We start from the raw sequence: 24572 nt of genomic DNA, 5'->3' as shown, positions 1-24572 counted from the left end.
ATGATCAAAAAAGTGTTGGTGGCGAACCGCGGAGAAATCGCCGTCCGCATCATCCGCGCCTGCCGCGAGCTCGGCATTGAGACGGTCGCTGTCTTTTCGCAAGCCGACCGCGATGCCTTGCACGTGCAGTTGGCTGATGAGGCGTACTGCATCGGGCCGACTGCTTCCAAAGACAGTTACTTAAACTTTACCAGCATTATGAGCGTCGCCACATTGACCGGTTGCGACGCCATTCATCCGGGATATGGGTTTTTAGCGGAAAACGAAGCGTTTGCCGAGCTGTGCCGCGAGTGTAATGTCACATTCATCGGCCCAAGTCCGGAAGCGATTGCAAAAATGGGCATTAAAGACATCGCCCGTGAGACGATGCGCGAGGCGGGGGTGCCGATTGTGCCCGGGTCGCGCGGGGTTATCGAAAGCCTTGACGAGGCGCGGGCGATTGCCCAAGAGATCGGCTATCCGGTCATCATCAAAGCGACGGCCGGAGGCGGCGGGAAAGGGATCCGTGTCGCCCGCAATGAAGACGAGCTCGTCAAAGGCATCAACATCACCCAGCAGGAAGCGGCGACGGCGTTCGGCAACCCGGGCGTCTATATTGAAAAATATATCGAAGATTTCCGCCATGTTGAAATTCAAGTGCTTGCCGATTCGTACGGCAATACGATCCATCTCGGCGAGCGCGACTGCTCGATCCAACGCCGGCTGCAAAAACTCGTTGAAGAGGCGCCGTCACCGGCGCTTGATGACGAGATGCGTCGGAAGATGGGCGAGGCGGCCGTCAAGGCGGCAAAAGCGGTCAACTACACCGGCGCCGGCACGGTTGAATTTATTTATGACCACCGGAACAAGCAATTTTACTTCATGGAGATGAATACGCGCATTCAAGTCGAGCATCCGGTCACCGAACTGATCACCGGCGTCGATTTGGTCAAGGAGCAAATCCGCATCGCCGCTGGCGAAAAGCTGTCGATCACCCAAGACGACGTTACGTTTAACGGTTGGGCGATCGAATGCCGCATCAATGCGGAAAATCCGGCGAAAAACTTTATGCCGTCGCCGGGGAAAATCGCCATGTACTTGCCGCCTGGGGGGCCGGGCGTGCGCGTCGATTCGGCCGCCTATCCAGGCTATACGATTCCGCCGTATTACGATTCAATGATCGCCAAACTGATCGTTCACGCGCCGACGCGCGAGGAAGCGATCGCCCGCATGAAACGAGCGCTTTCGGAGTTTGTCATCGAAGGCATTCATACGACGATTCCGTTTCACATAAAATTAATGGAACATGAAAAGTTCCAAAGCGGCGAGTTTAATACGAAGTTTTTGGAGTTATATGATATTATGAAGGCAGAATAGGAGGTGCCTTATGTCTGAGCATGTCTTTGAGACAGAACAAGCGTATCCGGCGCTCGGCAAGGTGGAAATTGCACCGGAAGTGATCGAGGTGATCGCAGGCATTGCCGCATCAGAGGTCGACGGCATCGCGCAAATGCGCGGCAATTTTGCCGCCGGCGTCGCCGAGCGGTTTGGAAAGAAACACCATGGAAAAGGCGTCAAGGTTGATTTGCGCGACGACGGCGTCGTCATCGATCTTTATTGCCTCGTCCAGTTTGGCGCATCGATTCCGAACGTGGCGAAAAAGGTGCAGGAAAATGTGCGCCAGGCGCTTTGGAACATGACCGGCCTCGAGGCGAGCGAAGTGAACGTTCATATCGTCGGCGTCCAGTTTGAGGGCGGCAAGCAGGAACAAGGTGTGGTCGAACAGTGATCTCGCAAGGCAGCTGCTTTTTCGGCGGCTGCCTTTTTGTTTTTTTGGCCAAAGTTTGTTATTGTAATGAACGAGGCCGTTGTGGCGCAGCCAACGGCAGCGCGAATGATTGGTGGGAAAAGGCTGGCTTTTTCCGAAAAATATGATATGATTTCATTGTGAATGTTCGTTTTTTTGGAAAGGGGGACCGCCATGAAGCGGCATGAAGCACGGGAAAAGGCGCTGCAGGCGCTGTTTCAAATCGATGTCGGACGCATTCCTCCAGATGAGGCGCTCCACAATGTCACGGGCGGCGGCGACATCGACCCGTTTTTGCGCCAGCTCGTCTTTGGCGTCGTCGAGCATCAGGAGGAGATTGACGAGCTGTTGCGCGCCAATTTGGAAAAATGGACGCTGGAACGCGTCGCCAACGTTGACCGCGCCATTTTGCGCATGGCGACGTACGAGATGAAATACGCCGATGATGTGCCGGTAAGCGTCAGCCTCGATGAGGCGGTCGAGCTGGCGAAAAAATTCGGCGATTGGAAATCCGGAAGTTTTGTCAACGGCGTGCTTTCGAAAGTGAAGGCGGCGCTGCAAAAATAAAACCGGCTGCATCGCGGGCGGATATCGAACGATGAACGAGGAGAGGGGAACGAAACACGATGACAGCACAAATCATTAGCGGAACGGAGATGGCGAGAACGATTCGCGCCGCATTGGCGGATGAAGCCGCACAGTTGAAAGCGGACGGCGTTGAGCCGGGGCTGGCCGTCATTCTAGTCGGCGACGACCCGGCGTCGCATTCGTATGTAAAAGGAAAACAAAAAGCGTGCGCCGAGGTCGGCATTCGCTCGTTCCTTTACACGTTTCCGGCGGCGGTCGACGAAGAAACGCTGCTGGCCAAAATCCGAGAGTTAAACGTCGATCCAGCGGTGCACGGCATTTTAGTGCAGCTGCCGCTGCCGGATCACATTTGTGAATGGTCGGTTATTGAAACGATCGCACCTGAAAAAGATGTCGATGGGTTTCACCCGATCAATGTCGGAAAAATGATGATCGGCCAACGGGCGTTTCTCCCGTGCACTCCGCATGGCATTTTAGTGATGGTGCAATCGGCCGGCATTGACATCGCCGGCAAGCACGTTGTCGTCGTCGGCCGAAGCAACATCGTCGGCAAACCAGTTGGCCAGCTGTTTTTGCGCGAACATGCCACCGTCACCTACACTCACTCGAAAACGCCGGATTTGGCCGCCATCACTCGGCAGGCGGACATTTTGATCGTCGCTGTCGGCAAGGCGCGCCTCATTGGCCCGGAACACATCAAACCCGGGGCGGTCGTCATCGACGTCGGCGTCAACCGGCTTGAGAATGGCAAATTGTGCGGCGATGTCGATTTTGATGCGGTGAAAGAAGTGGCTGGCTATATTACGCCGGTGCCGGGCGGAGTCGGGCCGATGACGATTACGATGCTCTTGCACAACACGATGGAAGCGGCCCGGCAGCTGGCTGCAAAGTGAGGACAAGGATCAGTGGAAGTCAAATATGTGACGGTCGGGGCGTTGACGAAGTACATCAAACGCAAGTTCGATGTCGATCCGCATTTGCGCGATCTATGGGTGAAGGGCGAAATTTCGAACTTTAAGCAGCATTCGCGCGGTCATATGTATTTTACGTTGAAAGACAGCCAAGGGCGCATTGCCGCCGTCATGTTTGCCGGCTACAACCAACATTTGCCGTTTCGTCCTGAAGACGGGATGAACGTGCTGGCGCGCGGGGAAATTTCCGTCTATGAACCGAACGGCAACTATCAGCTTTATGTCAAAGAAATGCAGCCGGAAGGCGTCGGAAGCCTCTATTTAGCCTACGAACAGCTGAAGCAACGGCTCGAAGCGGAAGGGCTGTTTTCCCCAGTCCATAAAAAGCCGCTTCCGGCCTTTCCTCGTTGCATCGGCGTTGTCACATCACCGACTGGAGCGGCGGTGCGCGATATTATGACGACGATTCGCCGCCGCTATCCGCTTGCCAAAGTCATTTTGTTTCCAGCGCTCGTTCAAGGGGATGGGGCGGCGCTGTCGATCGTGCGTGCCATCGAGCGGGCGAATGCGTTCGGAGAGGTGGATGTGCTGATTGTCGGCCGAGGCGGCGGCTCGATCGAAGAACTTTGGGCGTTCAATGAAGAAATCGTCGCCCGCGCCATCTTTGCCTCAAAAATTCCGATTATTTCCGCTGTCGGCCATGAAACGGATTTTACGATTGCCGATTTTGTCGCCGATTTGCGGGCGCCGACGCCGACGGCAGCAGCCGAGATGGCGGCGCCGCATGTTGGGGAGCTCGCTGAGCGGCTCGCCGAGCGGAAATGGCGGCTTATCCGCGCCATGAAAGAGCGGCTTGCCGCCGAGCAGGAGAAGCTCCGCCGTCTGCAGGCATCGTATGCCTTTCGTTATCCGGAACGGCTTTACGAACAAAAAGAGCAGCAGCTTGATGCGCTGCTTGAGCGGCTTGGCCGCAGCCGTGAGCGGCTTGTAGATCAACAGCGCCAGCGGTTGCATGAGCTTGATATGAGACTATGGCGGCATCATCCGGCCGCAGAGTTCGAGCGGATGAAAGAACGGCAAAAGGCGGCCGCCAACGCGCTGGAAAAAGCGGCGCGCACCGTGTTGGAGCGCCATCGGTTCCGCTTTTGCGCCAACGTTGCGCGTCTTGAAGCGCTCAGTCCGCTTCGCGTCATGGAGCGCGGCTACAGCCTCGTATATAACGAGCACGGCGAGCTTGTGAAACGAATCGGGCAGCTTCGGGTCGGTGAACATCTTTCCGTCCAAGTTCAAGATGGACGAGTTCGTTGCCAAGTGACGGGAGTGGAGGAGAGTACGGTATGAGTGAAGAAAAAGAGATGACGTTTGAAGAGGCGATGAAAAAACTGGAGAAAATTGTCGAAAAGCTCGAGGAAGGGAACGTGCCGCTTGAGGAGGCGATCGCCTTCTTCCAAGAAGGCATAAAACTATCCAAGCTTTGCCATGATAAATTGCAGCATGTGGAGAAACAGTTGGAGTACATGCTCCGTGAAGACGGCGAGCTTGTCCCTTTTTCGCCGGAGGAGGAGTGACAGGTGGCGCAGCTTTCGGTTGAACAGTTTCTCAACGAACAAAAACGGGCAGTCGAGGCGGCGCTTTCTTACTATATGGCGCGGCTTCGTGGACCGGAGACGCTGAAAAAGGCGATGTCCTACTCGCTGGAGGCCGGCGGCAAACGCATTCGCCCGCTTTTGTTGCTGGCGACGGTCCAAGCGCTTGGCAAAGACCCGGCGATCGGCCTGCCGGTCGCTTGCGCCATTGAAATGATCCATACGTACTCGCTCATTCACGATGATTTGCCAAGCATGGACAACGATGATCTGCGGCGCGGCAAACCGACGAACCATAAAGTGTTCGGTGAGGCGATGGCCATTTTGGCCGGCGACGCTTTGTTGACGTATGCCTTTCAGCTGATCGCCGAAATCGATGATGATCGCGTGCCGCCTTCCGTCCGGCTGCAGCTTATCGAACAGCTGGCGAAAGCGGCCGGACCGGAAGGCATGGTTGCTGGACAGGCGGCTGATATGGAGGCGGAAGGAAAAACGCTGGCGCTGGCGGAACTGGAATACATCCACCGCCATAAGACGGGAAAAATGCTGCAATACAGCGTGCACGCCGGCGCCCTGCTCGGCGGCGCCGACGACCGGCAGATGCGCGAGCTCGATGAGTTTGCTGCTCATTTAGGTCTCGCCTTTCAAATTCGCGACGATATTTTGGACATTGAAGGGACCGAAGAGAAAATCGGCAAGCGAGTCGGCAGCGACCACGATAACAAGAAAGCAACGTATCCGGCGCTGCTCTCGCTTGATGGCGCCAGAGAGAAGCTGACGTTTCATATTGATGCTGCGAAGCGCTATTTGCGGCAGGCTGGGGTGGATGGTGCTGCCCTTGCCTACATTTGCGAGCTTGTCGCGGTCCGCGACCATTGATGGGGGCGGCGGCCTCTTGTTCCCGTTGTTCGCTTTCCTTCGGGGCGGAGGCGGCCCTGTTTTTTTGATTGTTTTCCGCCGGGCGGCCGCCACAAGTTTTCTATCCATCACGAACCGCATTCTAGTGGTGACGGGCTGCGTTGGCGGGGAAAGTCGATTTTTCGCGCCGGATCATGTATAATAATACTACCTGTGATGGAGGAGAACCGGCTCGGAAAACGACGAAATGAAAGCGAGTGATCTTCGTTGGACTTGACGAAAATTGACCATCCACGCGTTGTCAAAAACATGTCCATCCTTGAGCTGAAGCAGTTAAGCGCCGAGATCCGGCGGTTTTTAATTGAGAAGCTGTCGAAAACCGGCGGGCATATCGGTCCGAATTTAGGGGTCGTCGAGCTGACGATCGCTCTCCACCGCGAGTTTGACAGCCCAAAAGACAAGCTCATTTGGGATGTCGGACATCAGTCATACGTGCATAAAATTTTGACCGGCCGCGCCGCCCAATTCGACACGCTCCGCCAATACAAGGGGCTGTCCGGGTTCCCGAAACGGAGCGAAAGCGAGCATGACGTGTGGGAAACGGGCCATAGCTCAACGTCGCTGTCTGCAGCGATGGGAATGGCGATCGCCCGTGATTTGAAAGGGACGGATGAATACATCGTGCCGATCATCGGCGACGGGGCGCTCACCGGCGGCATGGCGCTGGAGGCGCTCAACCATATCGGGCATGAAAAAACGGATATGATTGTCATCTTGAACGACAATGAAATGTCGATTGCCCCGAACGTCGGTGCGTTGCACAACATCCTCGGCCGGCTGCGCACCGCCGGCAAATACCAATGGGTGAAAGACGAACTGGAGATGCTGCTCAAGCGCATCCCGGCGGTTGGCGGCAAGCTGGCGGCGACCGCCGAGCGGCTAAAAGACAGCTTGAAATATTTGCTTGTTTCCGGCGTCTTTTTTGAAGAGCTTGGGTTTACGTATTTAGGTCCGGTCGACGGCCACGATTTTGAGGATTTGCTTGAAAACTTGCGCTACGCGAAGAAGATGAAAGGTCCGGTTCTTGTGCATGTCATCACGAAAAAAGGGAAAGGATACAGTCCGGCGGAAAACGACAGAGTCGGCACGTGGCATGGGACCGGGCCGTACAAAATCGAAACGGGCGCTTTTGTCAAAACGAAAGAGGCCGGTCCGTCATGGAGCGCGTTGGTCAGCGAAACGGTGCGCCGGCTCGCCCGCACCGATCCGCGCATTGTCGCGATTACGCCGGCGATGCCGGTCGGCTCGAAGTTGGAAGGGTTCGCCAGCGAGTTCCCAGATCGGATGTTTGATGTTGGCATCGCCGAGCAGCACGCGACAACGCTCGCGGCTGGATTGGCGACGCAAGGGATGAAACCGTTTTTGGCCATTTATTCGACGTTTTTGCAACGAGCCTATGACCAAGTCGTTCATGATGTATGCCGACAAAACTTAAATGTCTTTTTCGCCATTGACCGCGCTGGGTTGGTCGGGGCGGACGGCGAAACGCACCAAGGGGTGTTTGACATCGCCTTTTTGCGTCATGTGCCGAACTTGGTGTTGATGATGCCAAAAGACGAAAACGAAGGACAGCACATGGTGTACACCGCCCTTCGCTATGACGACGGGCCAATCGCCATGCGTTTTCCGCGCGGCAACGGGCTTGGCGTGCCGCTTGATGAGGAGCTGAAAGAAATTCCCATCGGCACATGGGAAGTGTTGCGCGACGGTCGCGATGCGGCGATTTTGACGTTTGGCACGACGATTTCAATGGCGCTTAAGGCGGCTGACGAGCTGGCGAAAGATGGCGTATCGGTGAAAGTCGTCAACGCTCGTTTTTTGAAGCCGATGGATGAAGCAATGCTTCACGAACTGCTTGAGAACCGCCTGCCGATCCTAACGATCGAAGAGGCGGTGCTGCAAGGCGGCTTTGGCAGTGCTGTGCTGGAGTTTGCTCACGACCATGGTTATCACGGAGCGGTCATCGAACGGATGGGCATCCCGGACCGCTTTATCGAACATGGAAGCGTCAGCGAGCTGCTCAATGAAATCGGGCTGACGCCGACCCATGTCATCGACCGCATCAAAATGATGGTGCCAAGAAAACAGAAAAGGGCTTGAGACATGAAAGGGAAAAAAGAACGGCTCGATGTGCTGCTTGTTGAACGCGGGCTGGCGGAAACGCGGGAAAAGGCGAAGCGGGCGATCATGGCCGGGCTTGTCTATTCCAACGACGTTCGACTCGATAAGCCCGGGGAAAAAGTGCCGATTGACATTTCGCTTGAGGTGAAAGGCAACCCGCTTCCGTACGTCAGCCGCGGTGGATTGAAACTGGAAAAAGCGTTGCGGGAGTTTCACATTCGCCTGGAAAATAAAATTGTTCTTGACATCGGCGCGTCGACCGGCGGTTTCACCGACTGTGCCTTGCAGCACGGGGCGAAGCTGTCGTATGCTGTCGATGTCGGCTACAACCAGCTTGCCTGGAAGCTGCGTCAAGACGAGCGCGTCGTCGTGATGGAGCGAACGAACTTCCGCTACGTGACGCCGGATCAGTTTACGAAAGGGCTGCCGGAAATAGCCGTTATCGATGTCTCGTTTATTTCGCTGCGGCTTATTTTGCCGGTCGTCAAGACGGTCATTGTGCCGGGCGGCGATGTGATTGCTCTCGTCAAGCCGCAGTTTGAAGCCGGCAAGGAAAAGGTCGGCAAAAAAGGGATCGTGCGCGATCCGGCTGTTCATGAAGACGTGCTTGAGTCGATCATTCGGTTCGCATGTGCTGAAGGATTTGATGTTTTGCACTTATCGTATTCGCCGATCACCGGCGGTGACGGCAACATTGAGTTTTTGCTTCACGCCGTTTATTCGGGGGAAAGTCGTGAAGGAGAAAACCGATTGCCGACACCGATCGCTTATATAGTGCGCGAGGCGCATGCCCGCCTGCGCGCCGGGAGGACAGAAGCGAACGGCGAATAGCGCCGGCGGGATGAAACACAGCGTGGCATGTTGCAAGCGGGGAGGTGGCGCAATGTGAGCAAAGGGCAAAGGCATATTAAAATTCGCGAAATCATTATGAACCATGACATTGAAACGCAAGACGAGCTTGTCGATCGGCTGAGAGAAGCTGGCTTTAACGTCACTCAGGCGACCGTCTCGCGCGACATTAAAGAGATGCAGCTCGTCAAAGTGCCCATGGCCAACGGCCGCTACAAGTACAGCCTTCCGTCCGACCAACGCTTCAATCCGTTGCAAAAGCTGAAACGGGCGCTTGTTGATGTGTTTGTGAAGCTTGACGGAACGGGCAACTTGCTCGTCTTGCGGACGTTGCCGGGCAACGCCCATGCCGTCGGCGTCTTGCTCGACAACTTGGATTGGAACGAAATCGTCGGTACGATTTGCGGCGACGATACGTGCCTAATCATTTGCCGGACGCCAAAAGATGCGAAAAAAGTGTCCGACCAGCTGTTGTCTATGCTCTAGTCGAGGACCGGCCCAGCTTCCGTTCTGCGTTCAAGGACGGAACGACGGGGACGGTCCTCGCTTGCGAATTCGAACATATGTGCTATAATCAAAAGGAGAATCAATCGGACAGGCAAGGAGTGGTGAAATGCTCGCCGAGCTGTCGATTAAAAATTTCGCCATTATCGAGTCGCTCTCGCTGTCGTTCGACAAAGGGCTGACGGTGTTAACCGGCGAAACGGGAGCCGGCAAATCGATCATCATCGACGCCATTCATTTGTTGATCGGCGGACGCGGCTCCGCTGAATTTGTCCGCTTCGGAGCGGAAAAGGCGGAAATCGAAGGGTTGTTTTTGCTTGATGATGACCGCCATCCGTGTTGGCAAAAATGCGCGGACGTTGGCATCGACGCCAGCGACGGCATGATCGTGTTGCGCCGCGATATTTTAGCCAATGGCAAAAGCGTCTGCCGCATTAACGGCAAGCTCGTCACCACGGCGGTGTTGCGCGACATCGGGACGACGCTTGTTGATATTCACGGCCAGCATGAACATCAAGAACTGATGGATCCGTCCCGTCATCTGCCGCTTTTAGACGAGTTCGGCGGCCTAGAGGCGGCAGAGGCGCTTGCCCGCTACCGCGCCGTTTATGAGCGGTATGAGGCGCTCGGAAACAAATTAAAAAAGCTGAGTGAAAATGAGCAGCAAATGGCGCATCGGCTTGATTTGCTGACGTTTCAGTTGCGCGAAATCGAGCAGGCGGCACTCGAGCCGGGCGAGGACGAGCGGTTGATGGAAGAAAAAGTGCGCATTGTCAATTTTCAAAAAATTTACACCGCGCTGCAGAAAAGCTATGAGGCGCTGGCCGGCGATGGGCGCGGACTTGATTCCGTCGGGGAGGCGATGCGCCATCTCGATGACGTTGCGGGCATGGACGCAGCGCTCAAAGACGCGCATGAAACGACGGCGAACTGCTACTATTTGCTCGAGGAAGTCATGTATAAGCTGCGCGATCAAATTGAGGAGATGGAGTACGACCCAGCGCGGCTCGATGCCATTGAAAGCCGCCTCGCGGAAATCGGACAGCTCAAACGGAAATACGGGGCGACGATCGCCGATATTTTGCACTATGCCGAGACGATCGCCGAGGAAATCGAGACAATCGAAAATCGCGAAACGCATGTGCATGAACTTAAGCAGCAGCTCGCTTTGGTGACGGACGAGTTGCTCACAGAGGCGAAAAACGTCACCGCTGTTCGGCAAACGTATGCCCGGCGCTTGATCGAGCGCATTCATCAAGAACTGAAAGACTTATACATGGACAAAACGAAATTTGACATCGTATTTGCCAAGCGCGAGGGATCGCTTGACGCCCCGTTGGTCGACGGCGTGCCGGTTAAATTTCAGGAAGACGGCATCGATGTCATCGAGTTTTACATTTCGACGAATGTCGGCGAGCCGTTGAAGCCGCTTGCCAAAGTTGCTTCCGGTGGTGAGCTGTCGCGCATTATGCTGGCGTTGAAAACGATTTTTTCCAAACATCAAGGAGTGACGTCGATTGTTTTTGATGAGGTCGACACCGGCGTCAGCGGACGCGTTGCCCAGGCGATGGCGGAAAAAATTTACCGCATCGCCAGCCAGTCGCAAGTGCTTTGCATTTCCCATCTGCCGCAAGTCGCCGCGATGGCGGACACGCACTTGTTGATCGCCAAAGAGACGGACGGAGAGCGAACAAAAACGGTCGTGAGAAAACTCGATGAAGAGGAGAAAGTGAAGGAAATCGGGCGGATGATTTCCGGTGTTGAGATGACGGAATTGACGAAGCGTCATGCGAAAGAATTGTTGGAGCTGGCGGCGAAAATGAAACATTGATTCCTGTTTCCTCTGTTTGTCGAGGGGAAGCGCATCCCTCTCAAAGCGGGCTGATTCCGCCTGCCTGTTCTGCCTTGGCGCCCGCTTTCCTTAAAGGGAGCTACGGTGTTTCATAAAGAGATAAGCAAAGAGCCGCGCGGCTGTCCGGATGCAAGTCCATCCAATTCCGGACAGCTTTTTTATCGGCGTGGCGATTATATTTTCCCCGGTTCAGGCAAAATTAAAACTGTAACCGTTTTTGTATGGTGTAGGCGGGAGCGAGGAGAGTGGACGACATTGAATAAAGAAACGGCGCGAAAAATCGCAGGAGTGCTTCTCCTTGGCGTATTGACGGCCATGGCTTTTTCCAAACCGCTGAAGGAATATTGGCAAATTCCAAAGCAGCTTGTCCTGTTTGAAGGCGATGCGGTTGAATTTCCTGCCGCTTCCCTTCCCGTGCAAGCGGCCGTCAATGACCGAAACGCTCCCGAAACGCTCAACATTGAGCGAAAAAACGGTTCTCTGTCTGTAAAGGCGAAACGCCGCGGACATGAAACGATGGTGTTGCAAGTTGCCGGAATGCCGATTAAGCAAGTGGATGTCAATGTGCTGCCGACGCTCAAAGTCATTCCCGGCGGGCAATCGATCGGTGTCAAGCTCAACACTGTCGGCGTTCTTGTCGTCGGTTACCACCTTGTCGAAACCGAAAACGGGAAAAAATCGCCGGGAGAGGCAGCCGGCATTCAAGTCGGCGACATCATTATCGGCATTAACGGCCAAAAAATCGAAAACATGAGCGACCTCTCCCCTTTCATTGAGGAGGCCGGCAAAACTGGAAAACCGCTTCATCTAAAAATTCTGCGCGATCAGCACTCCATGACGATGAAGCTCGTTCCGCTGCGAGACAAACATGACGATGTGTACCGCATCGGTCTGTACATTCGCGATTCGGCTGCCGGCATTGGGACGATGACGTTTTATGACCCTAAATCGAAAACCTATGGCGCACTTGGCCATGTCATCTCTGACATGGATACGAAAAAGCCGATTGTCGTGCAAAACGGGCAAATTATGCGTTCGACCGTTACATCGATCGAAAAAGGGACGAGCGGCAATCCAGGTGAAAAATTAGCCCGCTTTTCCGACGGTGAAGAAGTGATCGGCACGATCACCACCAACAGCCCGTTTGGCATTTTTGGCAAGCTGATCAAACCACTGCCAGCCGGACCATTCACCAAGCCGATTCCTGTCGCGCTCGCCAGCCAAGTGAAAGAAGGACCGGCAAAAATGTTGACGGTCGTGGAAAACGATAAAGTCGAACAATTTGATGTGGAAATTGTCAGCACCATTCCACAAAAATTCCCGGCAACAAAAGGGTTGGTGATCCGCGTGACCGACCCGCGCCTGTTAAAGAAAACGGGGGGGATTGTCCAAGGGATGAGCGGCAGTCCGATCATCCAGGACGGAAAACTCGTCGGTGCAGTGACGCACGTTTTCGTGAACGATCCGACATCCGGCTATGGCGTCCACATTGAGTGGATGCTGCAAGAGGCAGGCATCGATCTATACGGTAGACAAAAGAAAGCGAGCTGATCACGTCGGCTCGCTTTTTCCTGGCAGCCAACATTCGATATTCTTGTGTATATTTGTAATTTGGTGAAAGGATGAACGATTATTTATTTGATCACCATTCATCTCTTCCTGATCATCTCAAGACCAATGCGAAATGCTATGAGCGGCTTAATTGATTTTGCCATATGCATGAGGTTGCCAGTAAAAATTTTTCAAAAAGGCGGCAAAAATTTTGCTGGTTTGGCATAGATATTTGGTGAAACATCCGTTAAAATGAAATGTGTAAAGATTTTTCGACAAACGCCTCGTTTTTCAAAACGAATATTGTCTAATAAGCTCATTTTTTGTTATAATTTTTATTTCTTGAAAAATAAAAGGATTTTTTGCTGTTGCTGTCGAATGTAGGTTAACGGAATGTTACATAGCAAGAACAAGTGGGGGAGGACGATCGTTTTGAGCATTAAGGTGTGCATTGCCGATGATAACCGCGAATTGGTGACATTGCTTGACGAATACATCTCGAGCCAGCCGGACATGGAGGTAGTTGGCATGGCGTATAACGGCCAAGACTGCCTTCATATGCTTGAGGAAAAGCGGCCGGATATTTTGCTTCTGGACATCATTATGCCGCACTTGGATGGGTTGGCTGTGCTTGAGAAAGTCCGCGCAGGTTATGAGCATCAGCCGAGCGTCATTATGTTGACGGCGTTCGGCCAGGAGGATGTCACGAAAAAGGCGGTGGAACTTGGCGCTTCCTATTTTATTTTAAAACCGTTCGACATGGAGAATTTGGTCCATCATATTCGGCAAATTCATGGCAAAACGACGCCGGTCATCAAAAAACCGGCGGCTTCCGCCTATCAAGCGCGCGATAACAAGCCGAAAAACTTGGATGCGAGCATTACGAGCATCATTCATGAAATCGGCGTCCCGGCGCATATTAAAGGCTATTTGTATTTGCGTGAAGCGATCGCGATGGTGTATCACGATATCGAACTGCTTGGCTCCATTACGAAAGTGTTGTATCCGGACATCGCCAAAAAATACAATACGACGGCCAGCCGCGTCGAGCGCGCCATTCGCCATGCGATCGAAGTCGCTTGGAGCCGCGGCAACCTCGAATCGATTTCCTCGTTGTTCGGCTATACGGTGAGCGTCTCGAAGGCGAAGCCGACCAACTCTGAATTCATCGCCATGGTGGCTGATAAGTTGCGGCTCGAGCATAAAGCGTCGTAAGTAGCAATGAGAAAACGGTGCTGCATCGGCAAGACGCCCCGCGGATGGGGCGTCTTTTCTTGCGGGTGACCAAGTTCTTTGCGGTTGATATTGCGCAAAGTTGATCAACCGTATAACGGCTTGCTCCTGCTAGGGGCAGGCAAAAGCGGCACCGGCGGAATGGGCGGCTTCGCCTTCCAAAGGCAAGGCGATTAAGAAGAGCCGTTTTCTTTTTCTTTCTTCTCCAATTCAAGCAGTTTGTTCATGAGAATGTGCGGCGGCATATGCATGATCTGCTCGATCGGCACGCCGAGCGCTTTGGCCAGCTTTTGCGCTGTTTCCAGTGAAATTCTTAACGGTTGCATCATCTCACCTCATTTGTTCATAGTATTACAATAGTATAACCGACCACCGCCGGCTTCGGCCAGCTTGTTGGCTGAAGGGCGAATGAATGTGAAGGGAAGAAAACAAAATGACATTGATTTTTGCCCACCGCGGGGCGGCAGGGACACACCCGGAAAACACGATGGCGGCGTTCATCGAGGCGGAAAAAGCGGGAGCGGACGGCATTGAACTCGATGTGCAGCTCACAAAAGATGGCGAAGTAGTCGTCATTCATGACGAAACGGTCGATCGGACGACAAATGGAAACGGCTGGGTGAAAGACATGACGTACCGAGAGCTTCGCCGTTTGAACGCGGCGGCCATGTGGGACGGCAAGCATGGCCATTGTCCGATTCCGCATCTTGAGGAAGTGCTCGCTTGGTTGTCATCAACACGAATGGTGGTCAACATCGAGCTGAAAAACAGCTTGATCGCTTACGAAAAGCTCGAGCAAAAAACGATCGCCCTCGTGCGCCGCTATGGGCTTGAAAAGCGGACGATTTTGTCATCGTTCAACCATAATAGCATGCGCCTTTGCCGAAAGCTTGCACCGGAAATCGAGACGGCACTCTTGTACATCGAGCCGCTGTATGACCCATGGACGTATGTGCGGGCGATGAACGCCGACGGGGTGCATCCACACCATCGGACGGTGACGGCGGAATTTGCCGCCGAAGCGCGGCGGCGCGGGGTGGCGGTCCGCCCGTTTACGGTGAATAAGCGAAACGTGATGAAAACGATGTTTGCTTATGGCGTTGACGCCGTCTTCACCGACTACCCGCGCCAAGCGAAGCAATGGAAAGAGAAAACGCCTTAACGAGAGACGTTAAGGCGTTTTTTGGTTTGCCTTAAAATGGATGTTTTCCAATGCAATAGGCATCAACGTTCCGAGTCAAGGTGTTTTTCGTTTTCGTTGAAAACGCGCCTGCACCTTGTTTCGCTTCCGGTCGCGGTGCAGCAAAAATCCCCCGATAAACGCCAGCCCGACCGCAAACAGCGCGAGCCCGGCGAGAAATTGCAGCCATAAGGCAGAAAACAACGGCCCGCTGATGCCAAACAACGCATCGCGCATCCACTTGATGCCAAGCGCCGCTCCAAGCCCGGGAATGACTAAAATCAACAGCGCAATCATTCGCTCCATGGCGTCGCGTTCCTTTCCAAAAAGAGTGGCCTTATCGACTATCATAGCGTGTATTGCCGATTTGTCAAGGAAAGAACCGATCAAGTATGATAGAAGTGTCTGCAAAAACTGGCATAGGATAAAGCGTGGTGGACGAATATGAAGAAAGTGATCATCATTGGCGCTGACTCGCGTGGGACATCGCTGTTGAAGCTGCTCCATGGGGCATCAGGATTCGAAGTCGTGGCGGTCGTGGATGTAGATGAACACGCTCCGGGGGTGCAGCTGGCGCAAAAATGGGGGATTTCCGCCGCGAGCGACTGGCGTCCATGGATGGCCCAACCGCTTGATTTGATCATTGAAACGACAGGCAGGGCGGATGTTCTGGAAGAAATCCGCCACCGGGCGCCTGAGGGGGCGAATATTGTTCCGAGCGCGGTCGCGCAGATGATGGCCGAGCTTGTTGAGGAAAAAGAAGCCCTTATCGCCGAGTTGAAAAGTGAAGCGGCCCGGCGCGCGCTCATCTTTCATTCGGCCCATGACGGCATGATTGTCGTAGATGAATATGCTTACATTACGGATATGAATCAAAGCGCGGCGGAGCTTCTTGGAGTGGACAAAGACGAGGTGATTGGCAGACATATTTTGGATGTTTTGCCGTCAAGCGGCTTGCCGCGCGTGCTGAAAACGAGGCAGACCGAATTTCATCAGGAAGTGGAGCTGGCCAATGGAAAAAAATTGATCACCACCCGCATCCCGATCATCGATGACAATGGCAAGCTGTTTGGCGCACTCGCCGTGTTTAAAGACATTACTGAACTGGTTGCTTTGGCGGAAGAAATTACGGACTTAAAAGAAGTCCGCATGATGCTTGAAGCCATCATCCACTCGTCGGAAGAGGCGATTTCTGTCGTCGATGAAAACGGGAACGGCATTTTGATCAACCCGGCGTATACCCGGCTCACCGGCCTGACGGAGGAAGACGTCATCGGCAAGCCAGCGACGGCCGACATCGCGGAAGGGGAAAGCATGCACATGCAAGTATTGAAAACGCGCCGCCCGGTGCGCGGGGCGCGCATGAAAGTCGGTCCGAAAAATCGGGATGTCATCGTCAATGTCGCGCCGATCATCGTTGATGGCGTATTGAAAGGAAGCGTCGGCGTTATTCATGATGTGTCAGAAATTCAGCGGCTGACGGCGGAGCTCAATCGAGCGCGGCAAATCATCCGCACGCTCGAGGCGAAATATTCATTTGCGGATATTGTCGGTGAATCAGAGGAGATGAAGGTGGCGATCGAGCAGGCGAAACTGGCGGCGAAAACGCCGGCGACGATTTTGTTGCGCGGGGAATCAGGGACGGGCAAGGAGTTGTTTGCTCACGCCATTCACAACGCGAGCGACCGAAAGTATAACAAGTTTATCCGCGTGAATTGCGCGGCCATTCCGGAAACATTATTAGAAAGCGAACTGTTTGGCTATGAGGAAGGAGCGTTTTCCGGTGCGCGGCGCGGCGGCAAGCGAGGGTTGTTTGAAGAAGCAAACAACGGCAGCATTTTTCTTGACGAAATCGGCGAGCTGTCGGCCAGCACGCAGGCGAAGCTGCTCCGCGTTTTGCAGGAGCGGGAAATCGTTCGCGTCGGCGGGACGAAGCCAATCCCGATCAACGTCCGCGTCATCGCCGCCACGAACGTCAATCTTGAAAAAGCGATTGCCGAAGGTGCATTTCGCGAAGACTTATACTATCGGCTCAATCGGATGCCGATTTATATTCCGCCGCTGCGCGCCCGCAAGGAAGACATTCCAGCGCTTTGCCGGCATTTGATCCAGAAACTGAACCAAGATTACGGGCGCAACGTCGAAGGGGTGACGGATGAAGCGATGGCGAGACTGCTCGCCTACGATTGGCCCGGCAATGTCCGCGAGCTCGAAAACGTGCTCGGGCGGGCGATGATTTTTATGAAATTTCATGAGGTAATGATCGATGCGACGCATTTGCCGCCGCTCGCCGCGCCATCGGCGGCGCCGGCGCATCGAGTGGAAACGGAAGAGGAGATTCGGCCGCTTGAGGAAATGATGGGCCAATACGAAGCGGGCTTGATCGAGCAGGCGCTTCGCCGCCATCACGGCAATAAAACGGCGGCTGCCCGGGCGCTTGGCATTTCGGTGCGCAACTTATATTACAAGCTGGAGAAATACGGACTTGACAAAAATAGCACGCAATAATTTGCACACAATGAAAAATATTGCACATACCTATTTGTGAAGGTAGTGTATTTTAAAGCGCTTTCAGTTATTTTTAGTTGGCACAGTTTTTGCATGAAAAGATCATGCCGCACGATTTGCAGAAAAGGTTGGTGCAGATGATGAAGCTTGAATCGTTAGTGGAAGAAGCAAGACAAGGCCAAGGCCGGACGGTGGCCGTGGCGGCGGCGGAAGATGAAGAAGTGATCGAAGCGGTGGCGATGGCGCTTGAACACCGTCTCGGACGCTTTGTGCTCTATGGCGATCGGGAGCGGCTCGGACGGCTGTTGAAGGAAAAAGGATGCACCCGCTTTTCCGACGTCGATGTCGTTCATGCGAATTCGACCGGGCAAGCCGCGGAGCTCGCCGTGCGCGCCGTCCATTTGAACGAGGCGGATGCGTTGATGAAAGGGCATGTGCCGACAGCAACGCTGCTGAAAGCCGTCTTGAACAAAGAGTACGGGCTGCGCACCGGAAAGGTGTTGTCCCATGTCGCGGTGTTTGAAGTGCCGGCGTTTGACCGGCTTGTCATCGTCACCGATGCGGCGATGAACATCGCTCCGGATTTGGAACAAAAGGTGCAAATTGTGAACAATGCCGTCATCATCGCGCGTTCCATCGGCATCGAGCGCCCGAAAGTCGCGGCGCTGGCGGCGGTGGAGACGGTCAATCCCGCTATGCCGGCGACTGTCGACGCAGCCGCGCTCGCGATGATGCAAAAGCGGGGGCAAATCGAACATTGCCTGCTTGACGGACCGCTTGCGTTAGACAACGCGGTGTCGATGGCGGCGGCGAAACATAAGCGGATTGAAAGCCAAGTGGCCGGACAGGCTGACATTTTGCTTGTGCCGGACATTGAATCCGGCAACATGCTGTACAAGTCGCTCGTCTATTTTGCCAAAGCCAAAGTCGGCGCCGTCATCGCCGGGGCGAAGGCGCCGATCGTCTTGACATCGCGCGCCGACTCAGCGGAAAGCAAATTGTATTCGCTCGCCCTTGCCATCTGTTCAGCAGCGAAATGACAAAGAAGGAGGCCATCTGAGATGGAATTGTTCAAATATATGGAAGCTTACGATTATGAGCAAGTGCTGTTTTGCCAAGATAAAGAGTCAGGGCTGAAAGCGATCATTGCCATTCATGACACGACGCTCGGCCCGGCGCTCGGCGGGACGCGCATGTGGATGTACAATTCGGAAGAAGAAGCGCTTGAAGACGCCTTGCGCCTCGCCCGCGGCATGACGTACAAAAATGCGGCCGCCGGCCTTAATTTAGGCGGGGGCAAGACGGTCATCATCGGCGACCCGCGCAAAGATAAAAACGAGGCGATGTTCCGCGCGTTCGGCCGGTTCATTCAAGGGCTGAACGGCCGCTACATCACGGCGGAAGACGTCGGCACGACCGTTGCCGATATGGACATCATCTATCAAGAAACCGACTATGTCACCGGCATTTCGCCGGAATTCGGCTCATCCGGCAACCCGTCGCCGGCCACCGCTTACGGTGTCTATCGCGGGATGAAAGCGGCGGCGAAAGAAGCGTTCGGCAGCGATTCGCTCGAAGGAAAAGTCGTCGCCGTCCAAGGAGTCGGCAATGTCGCCTACCATTTATGCCGCCATTTGCACGAAGAAGGAGCGAAACTCATCGTTACCGACATCAACAAGGAAGCGGTGGCGCGCGCAGTCGAGGAATTCGGGGCGAAAGCGGTCGATCCGAACGACATTTACGGTGTGGAGTGCGACATTTTCGCCCCATGCGCGCTCGGCGGCATTATCAACGACCAAACGATTCCGCAGCTGAAAGCGAAGGTGATCGCCGGCTCGGCGAACAACCAGCTGAAAGAGCCGCGCCATGGCGATATGATCCATGAAATGGGCATCGTCTATGCACCGGATTATGTGATCAACGCCGGCGGTGTCATCAACGTCGCGGATGAGCTGTACGGCTACAACCGCGAACGGGCGATGAAAAAAATCGAGCAAATTTATGACAACATCGAAAAAGTGTTCGCGATCGCCAAGCGCGACAACATCCCAACGTATGTGGCCGCCGACCGGATGGCCGAAGAACGGATTGAAACGATGCGCAAAGCGCGCAGCCAATTTTTGCAAAACGGCCATCATATTTTAAGCCGCCGCCGCGCTCGCTGAAGGCGGGAAAGGGGCGGCCTTCCGCCCCGCGACGGATAATGGAGGGACAGCAACGATGCAAGAGCAGAAGTTTCGCATTTTAACGATCAATCCAGGCTCGACTTCAACGAAGATCGGCGTCTTTGAAAACGAACGGCCATTGCTGGAAAAAACGATCCGCCATGAGGCGGACGTGCTTCGGCGATATAAAACGATCGCGGACCAATATGAATTCCGCAAGCAAACGATTTTGCAAGCGCTGGATGAAGAAGGGATCAATTTATCGAAGTTGAGCGCTGTCTGCGGCCGCGGCGGGCTCCTCCGCCCGATCGAAGGCGGAACGTACCGCGTCAATGAGACGATGCTTGAAGATTTGCGGCGCGGATATTCCGGCCAGCACGCGTCCAACCTCGGCGGCATTTTGGCGCATGAAATCGCCTCAGCGCTCAACATTCCGGCGTTTATCGTCGACCCGGTCGTCGTCGACGAACTTGAGCCGATCGCCCGGATCAGCGGGTTTCCACTCATTGAGCGGCGCAGCATTTTTCACGCGCTAAACCAAAAAGCGGTCGCGCGCCGCGTCGCCAAACAGCTGGGCAAACGGTATGACGAACTCAACTTGATCGTCGCTCATATGGGCGGCGGGATTACGGTTGGCGCCCACAAGCAAGGAAGAGTGGTGGATGTCAACAACGGCCTTGACGGCGAAGGCCCGTTCAGCCCGGAGCGCGCCGGGACGGTGCCAGCCGGCGATTTGGTCGCTTTATGCTTCTCGGGCGAATACTACCGTGAGGAAGTGATGCGCATGCTCGTCGGCCAAGGCGGGCTTGTCGGCTACCTCGGCACGAACGATGCCGTCAAAGTGGAAAACATGATCGAAGCTGGTGATGAAAAGGCCAAGCTTGTGTATGAGGCGATGGCGTACCAAGTGGCGAAAGAAATCGGTGCGGCAAGCGCCGTGCTTTCCGGCAAAGTCGACGCTATCATTTTGACCGGCGGATTGGCGTACGGCAAATCGTTTGTGGAACAGATCACCCGCCGCGTCCAATGGATCGCCAATGTCATCGTCCATCCGGGCGAAAACGAACTGCAGGCGCTCGCTGAAGGCGCGCTTCGCGTTCTGCGCGGCGAAGAAGAGGAAAAAGTCTATCCAGGCGAGGTCGTTTCGCCGGTTCCGGCCCGGCGTTGATGCGGCAACGGACAGAAAGGGGAAGGCAAAATGGCAAAAGAATACGATGTCGTCATTCTCGGCGGGGGTACGGGCGGCTATGTGGCCGCCATTCGCGCCTCGCAGCTCGGGTTGAAAACGGCCGTTGTGGAAAAAGGGAAGCTTGGCGGCACATGCCTGCACGCTGGCTGCATTCCGTCCAAAGCGCTGCTCCGCAGTGCGGAAGTGTACGCGCAAACGAAAAACGGCGAGGCGTTTGGCGTCATCGCCGACGGCGTGCGCTTGGATTTCGCCAAAGTGCAGGCGCGCAAGGCAGCGATTGTTGAGCAGCTCCACAAAGGCGTGCAGCATTTGATGAAAAAAGGGAAAATCGATGTGTATGCCGGCATCGGCCGCCTGCTCGGCCCATCGATCTTTTCCCCGCTGCCAGGGACGGTGTCGGTCGAAATGAACGATGGCAGCGAAAACGAAATGCTCGTTCCGAAATTTGTCGTCATCGCCACGGGTTCGCGTCCGCGCACGCTGCCGGGGCTGGAGCCGGATGGCGAATTCGTGATGACGTCCGATGAAGCGCTGCAAATGGAGGCGCTCCCATCGTCCATCTTGATTGTCGGCGGCGGCGTGATCGGCATGGAATGGGCGTCGATGTTGAACGATTTCGGCGTGGATGTCACTGTGCTTGAGTATGCCGACCGCATTTTGCCGACAGAAGATGAAGATGTGTCAAAAGAAATGGAAAAACTGCTCCGCCGCCGCGGCGTCAACATCGTCACCGGAGCGAAAGTGCTGCCGGAAACGCTCGAGAAAAGAAACGGCGTCACGATCCAAGCGGAGCATCAAGGCGAGCGGAAAACGTTTACGGCCGACAAGATGCTTGTTTCCGTCGGGCGGCAGGCGAACATTGAGGGGATCGGCCTCGAAAACACTGAGATTGTCGTCGAGAAGGGGTATATTCAAACGAACGCGTTCGGCCAAACGAAAGAATCGCACATTTACGCGATCGGCGATGTCATCGGCGGCTTGCAGCTCGCCCACGTCGCCGCCCATGAAGGGATCGTCGCCATTGAACATTTAGCCGGGCGCAACCCAGCGCCGATTGACTATACGATGGTGCCGCGCTGCATTTACACCCGCCCGGAAGCGGCGGCGGTCGGCTTAACCGAGCAAGAAGCGAAAGCGAAAGGCTATGACGTCAAAGTCGGCAAATTTCCGTTTAAAGCGATCGGCAAGGCGCTAGTGTTCGGTGAGGCGGAAGGGTTTGTCAAATTCGTCGCCGACCGGAACACGGACGATCTGCTTGGCGTCCATATGGTCGGCCCGCACGTGACCGATTTGATTTCCGAAGCCGGGCTCGCCCGCGTGCTCGATGCGGCTCCGTGGGAAGTGGCCCATGCGATCCATCCGCACCCGACGCTGTCAGAGGCCTTGGCGGAAGCGGCGCTGGCGGTCGATGGCAAAGCTATTCATTTTTAACCGATTTCGCCGTATGCGCGCGGCGCGTGATCATTGGTTGACTATGTGAATCTAAGGGAGGTTGTTGCGATGGCGCAAAACCGTCATCAAGCACTCGGATTAAGCGATGACACGGTGTTGGAAATGTATGAAACGATGCTTCTCGCCCGCAAGCTCGATGAACGGATGTGGCTGTTAAACCGCGCCGGGAAAATTCCGTTCGTCATCTCGTGCCAAGGGCAGGAAGCGGCGCAAGTCGGCGCGGCGTTCGCTCTTGACCGGACGAAAGATTACGTCCTGCCGTACTATCGCGATATGGGCGTCGTGTTGACGTTCGGCATGACGCCGACGGAATTGATGTTGGCCGCGTTTGCCAAAGCGGAAGACCCGAACTCCGGCGGCCGGCAAATGCCGGGCCATTTCGGGCAAAAGAAAAACCGGATCGTCACCGGCTCCTCGCCTGTCACAACGCAAGTGCCGCACGCCGTCGGCTTTGCCTTGGCGGCGAAAATGGAAAAGAAAGATTTTGTCGCCTTCGTCACGTTCGGCGAAGGATCGTCGAACCAAGGCGATTTCCATGAAGGGGCGAACTTTGCCGGCGTTCATAAACTTCCAGTCATCTTTATGTGCGAAAACAACAAGTACGCCATTTCCGTGCCGATTTCCAAACAATTGGCGTGCGAAAACGTATCGGACCGCGCCGTTGGCTACGGCATGCCGGGCTATACGGTTGACGGCACCGATCCGCTCGAAGTGTACCGCGTCGTCAAGGAAGCGGCCGACCGCGCCCGCCGCGGCGAAGGGCCGACGCTCATCGAAGCGGTGACATACCGCCTGACGTCGCACTCATCGGACGACGACCACCGCGTCTACCGGACGGAAGAAGAGCTCGCCGAAGCGCGCGCCAAAGACCCGATCATCTCGTTTGCCCATTATTTAAAAGAGGTCGGTGTCTTGACGGACGCGTTAGATGAAGCCATTCAGGAGCGCGTCATGAAGGAAGTGAACGATGCCACCGACTATGCAGAAAAAGCGCCGTATGCCGAGCCGGAGCATGCGCTTCGCTACGTGTATGCTGAGGAGTAAGGGAGGGGGACTTGACGATGCCTGTGATTTCCTATATTGATGCCGTGACGATGGCCATTCGCGAAGAGATGGAGCGTGACCCGCGCGTCTTTGTGCTGGGGGAAGACGTCGGCCGGAAAGGCGGAGTGTTCAAAGCGACGCAAGGATTGTACGAGCAGTTCGGCGAAGAGCGCGTCATCGACACACCGCTCTCGGAGTCGGCGATCGTCGGCGTCGGCATCGGCGCGGCGATGTACGGTCTGCGTCCGATTGCCGAAATTCAGTTTGCCGATTTCATCATGCCGGCGGTCAACCAAATTATTTCTGAAGCGGCGCGCATCCGCTACCGCTCGAACAACGATTGGAACTGCCCGATTGTCATCCGCGCCCCGTACGGCGGCGGAGTGCATGGCGCCCTGTACCACTCGCAGTCGGTGGAAGCGATTTTTGCCAATCAGCCGGGGCTGAAAATCGTCATGCCGTCGACGCCGTACGATGTGAAAGGGCTGCTCAAAGCGGCCATTCGCGACGAAGATCCGGTGCTCTTTTTCGAGCATAAACGCGCCTACCGCCTCATTAAAGGGGAAGTGCCGGAGGATGATTATGTGCTGCCGATCGGCAAGGCGGACGTCAAGCGTGAAGGCGAGGACATCACCGTCATCACGTACGGGCTGTGCGTCCATTTTGCCTTGCAGGCGGCCGAACGCGTCGCCCAAGACGGCATTTCCGTCCATCTGCTCGATTTGCGCACCGTCTACCCGCTCGATAAAGAAGCGATCATCGAAGCGGCAAGCAAAACCGGAAAAGTGTTGCTCATCACCGAAGACAACAAAGAAGGCAGCGTCATGAGCGAAGTCGCCGCCATTATTGCGGAACATTGCCTGTTTGACCTCGACGCGCCGATTATGCGCCTCGCCGGTCCGGACGTTCCGGCGATGCCGTACGCGCCGACGATGGAAAAGTTCTTTATGGTCAACCCGGAAAAAGTGGAAAAAGCGATGCGTGAACTGGCGGCATTTTAACCTATAAACAAAAGACGTCTCCGGCCCTTCGGCAGCGGGAAAGCGCGGGATGTCGGCCAAGGTGCATCCCGCTAAAATGTCCCGAAGCCAACCCTAGGCGGCGAGGAGACGTCACGGCGGAGATATTGCAACAG

General features: G+C 55.0%; 23 protein-coding genes. 21 read left to right on the top strand and 2 right to left on the bottom strand.

Annotated features, from left to right (window positions below):
- The 13 genes from accC (at position 1) to spo0A (ending at position 13881) form a co-directional block, all read left to right on the top strand.
- The gene (accC, locus tag ETC05_RS11410) at positions 1-1356 is read left to right on the top strand and encodes an acetyl-CoA carboxylase biotin carboxylase subunit (RefSeq protein WP_031408362.1); all 1356 of its coding nucleotides are present in this window, start codon (positions 1-3) and stop codon (positions 1354-1356) included.
- 10 nt (positions 1357-1366) lie between these two features.
- Positions 1367-1768: an Asp23/Gls24 family envelope stress response protein gene (locus ETC05_RS11405; protein WP_031408363.1), complete on the top strand. Its 402-nt coding sequence runs from the start codon at positions 1367-1369 to the stop codon at positions 1766-1768.
- A 192-nt stretch (positions 1769-1960) separates the two neighbouring features.
- Complete coding sequence (nusB, locus tag ETC05_RS11400) at positions 1961-2353, top strand: transcription antitermination factor NusB (RefSeq protein WP_011231879.1); 393 nt, start codon at positions 1961-1963, stop codon at positions 2351-2353.
- 59 nt (positions 2354-2412) lie between these two features.
- Positions 2413-3267: a bifunctional methylenetetrahydrofolate dehydrogenase/methenyltetrahydrofolate cyclohydrolase FolD gene (gene folD / locus ETC05_RS11395; protein WP_171661036.1), complete on the top strand. Its 855-nt coding sequence runs from the start codon at positions 2413-2415 to the stop codon at positions 3265-3267.
- Between the two features lie 12 nt (positions 3268-3279).
- Complete coding sequence (xseA, locus tag ETC05_RS11390; RefSeq protein ID WP_171661035.1) at positions 3280-4626, top strand: exodeoxyribonuclease VII large subunit; 1347 nt, start codon at positions 3280-3282, stop codon at positions 4624-4626.
- Positions 4623-4853, top strand: a complete 231-nt coding sequence (locus tag ETC05_RS11385) for an exodeoxyribonuclease VII small subunit (protein ID WP_171661034.1) — start codon at positions 4623-4625, stop codon at positions 4851-4853. Before xseA ends, ETC05_RS11385 begins: the two co-directional genes overlap by 4 nt.
- Before the next feature lie 3 nt (positions 4854-4856).
- Positions 4857-5750, top strand: a complete 894-nt coding sequence (locus ETC05_RS11380) for a polyprenyl synthetase family protein (protein ID WP_031408373.1) — start codon at positions 4857-4859, stop codon at positions 5748-5750.
- A 246-nt stretch (positions 5751-5996) separates the two neighbouring features.
- Complete coding sequence (gene dxs, locus ETC05_RS11375; RefSeq protein WP_171661033.1) at positions 5997-7889, top strand: 1-deoxy-D-xylulose-5-phosphate synthase; 1893 nt, start codon at positions 5997-5999, stop codon at positions 7887-7889.
- A 3-nt stretch (positions 7890-7892) separates the two neighbouring features.
- Complete coding sequence (locus ETC05_RS11370; RefSeq protein WP_171661032.1) at positions 7893-8741, top strand: TlyA family RNA methyltransferase; 849 nt, start codon at positions 7893-7895, stop codon at positions 8739-8741.
- Between the two features lie 54 nt (positions 8742-8795).
- Positions 8796-9245: a transcriptional regulator AhrC/ArgR gene (gene ahrC / locus ETC05_RS11365; RefSeq protein ID WP_031408380.1), complete on the top strand. Its 450-nt coding sequence runs from the start codon at positions 8796-8798 to the stop codon at positions 9243-9245.
- 127 nt (positions 9246-9372) lie between these two features.
- A complete protein-coding gene (recN, locus tag ETC05_RS11360; protein ID WP_171661031.1) occupies positions 9373-11094 on the top strand; it encodes a DNA repair protein RecN in 1722 nt (573 codons plus the stop codon).
- 276 nt (positions 11095-11370) lie between these two features.
- Complete coding sequence (gene spoIVB / locus ETC05_RS11355; protein ID WP_171661030.1) at positions 11371-12666, top strand: SpoIVB peptidase; 1296 nt, start codon at positions 11371-11373, stop codon at positions 12664-12666.
- Between the two features lie 393 nt (positions 12667-13059).
- Positions 13060-13881, top strand: a complete 822-nt coding sequence (gene spo0A / locus ETC05_RS11350; protein WP_171661029.1) for a sporulation transcription factor Spo0A — start codon at positions 13060-13062, stop codon at positions 13879-13881.
- A 191-nt stretch (positions 13882-14072) separates the two neighbouring features.
- Here spo0A and ETC05_RS11345 read toward each other — a convergent pair whose 3' ends face one another.
- A complete protein-coding gene (locus tag ETC05_RS11345; protein WP_071880182.1) occupies positions 14073-14225 on the bottom strand; it encodes a YycC family protein in 153 nt (50 codons plus the stop codon).
- Positions 14226-14332: 107 nt separating this feature from the next.
- Between ETC05_RS11345 and ETC05_RS11340 the strand changes: the two genes are divergently transcribed.
- Entirely contained in the window at positions 14333-15061 is a 729-nt protein-coding gene (locus ETC05_RS11340) for a glycerophosphodiester phosphodiesterase (protein ID WP_171661028.1), read from the top strand.
- Between the two features lie 75 nt (positions 15062-15136).
- Here the strand turns inward: ETC05_RS11340 and ETC05_RS11335 are convergent, their stop codons facing one another.
- Positions 15137-15385 carry a DUF2627 domain-containing protein gene (locus tag ETC05_RS11335; RefSeq protein ID WP_031408390.1) on the bottom strand — a complete coding sequence of 83 codons (249 nt, stop codon included), beginning with the start codon at positions 15383-15385 and terminating at the stop codon, positions 15137-15139.
- Positions 15386-15523: 138 nt separating this feature from the next.
- Between ETC05_RS11335 and ETC05_RS11330 the strand changes: the two genes are divergently transcribed.
- The 7 genes from ETC05_RS11330 to ETC05_RS11300 all read left to right on the top strand — a co-directional run bounded on the left by ETC05_RS11330 (position 15524) and on the right by ETC05_RS11300 (position 24438).
- Complete coding sequence (locus ETC05_RS11330; RefSeq protein ID WP_171661027.1) at positions 15524-17587, top strand: sigma-54 interaction domain-containing protein; 2064 nt, start codon at positions 15524-15526, stop codon at positions 17585-17587.
- Positions 17588-17727: 140 nt separating this feature from the next.
- Positions 17728-18627: a phosphate butyryltransferase gene (gene yqiS / locus ETC05_RS11325; protein ID WP_031408394.1), complete on the top strand. Its 900-nt coding sequence runs from the start codon at positions 17728-17730 to the stop codon at positions 18625-18627.
- A 21-nt stretch (positions 18628-18648) separates the two neighbouring features.
- The gene (locus tag ETC05_RS11320; RefSeq protein ID WP_031408396.1) at positions 18649-19752 is read left to right on the top strand and encodes a leucine dehydrogenase; all 1104 of its coding nucleotides are present in this window, start codon (positions 18649-18651) and stop codon (positions 19750-19752) included.
- A 55-nt stretch (positions 19753-19807) separates the two neighbouring features.
- Positions 19808-20920, top strand: a complete 1113-nt coding sequence (gene buk, locus ETC05_RS11315) for a butyrate kinase (RefSeq protein ID WP_171661026.1) — start codon at positions 19808-19810, stop codon at positions 20918-20920.
- Positions 20921-20950: 30 nt separating this feature from the next.
- The gene (gene lpdA, locus ETC05_RS11310; RefSeq protein WP_171661025.1) at positions 20951-22372 is read left to right on the top strand and encodes a dihydrolipoyl dehydrogenase; all 1422 of its coding nucleotides are present in this window, start codon (positions 20951-20953) and stop codon (positions 22370-22372) included.
- Between the two features lie 69 nt (positions 22373-22441).
- Positions 22442-23437, top strand: a complete 996-nt coding sequence (locus tag ETC05_RS11305) for a thiamine pyrophosphate-dependent dehydrogenase E1 component subunit alpha (RefSeq protein WP_171661024.1) — start codon at positions 22442-22444, stop codon at positions 23435-23437.
- A 17-nt stretch (positions 23438-23454) separates the two neighbouring features.
- Positions 23455-24438 carry an alpha-ketoacid dehydrogenase subunit beta gene (locus ETC05_RS11300; RefSeq protein ID WP_031408404.1) on the top strand — a complete coding sequence of 328 codons (984 nt, stop codon included), beginning with the start codon at positions 23455-23457 and terminating at the stop codon, positions 24436-24438.
- The last annotated feature ends 134 nt before the right edge of the window (positions 24439-24572 follow it).

Origin of the sequence: Geobacillus sp. BMUD, assembly GCF_013096845.1 — a bacterium.
Taxonomy (GTDB): Bacteria; Bacillota; Bacilli; order Bacillales; family Anoxybacillaceae; genus Geobacillus; species Geobacillus vulcani.
This window is presented reverse-complemented; position numbering and strand designations above follow the sequence as displayed.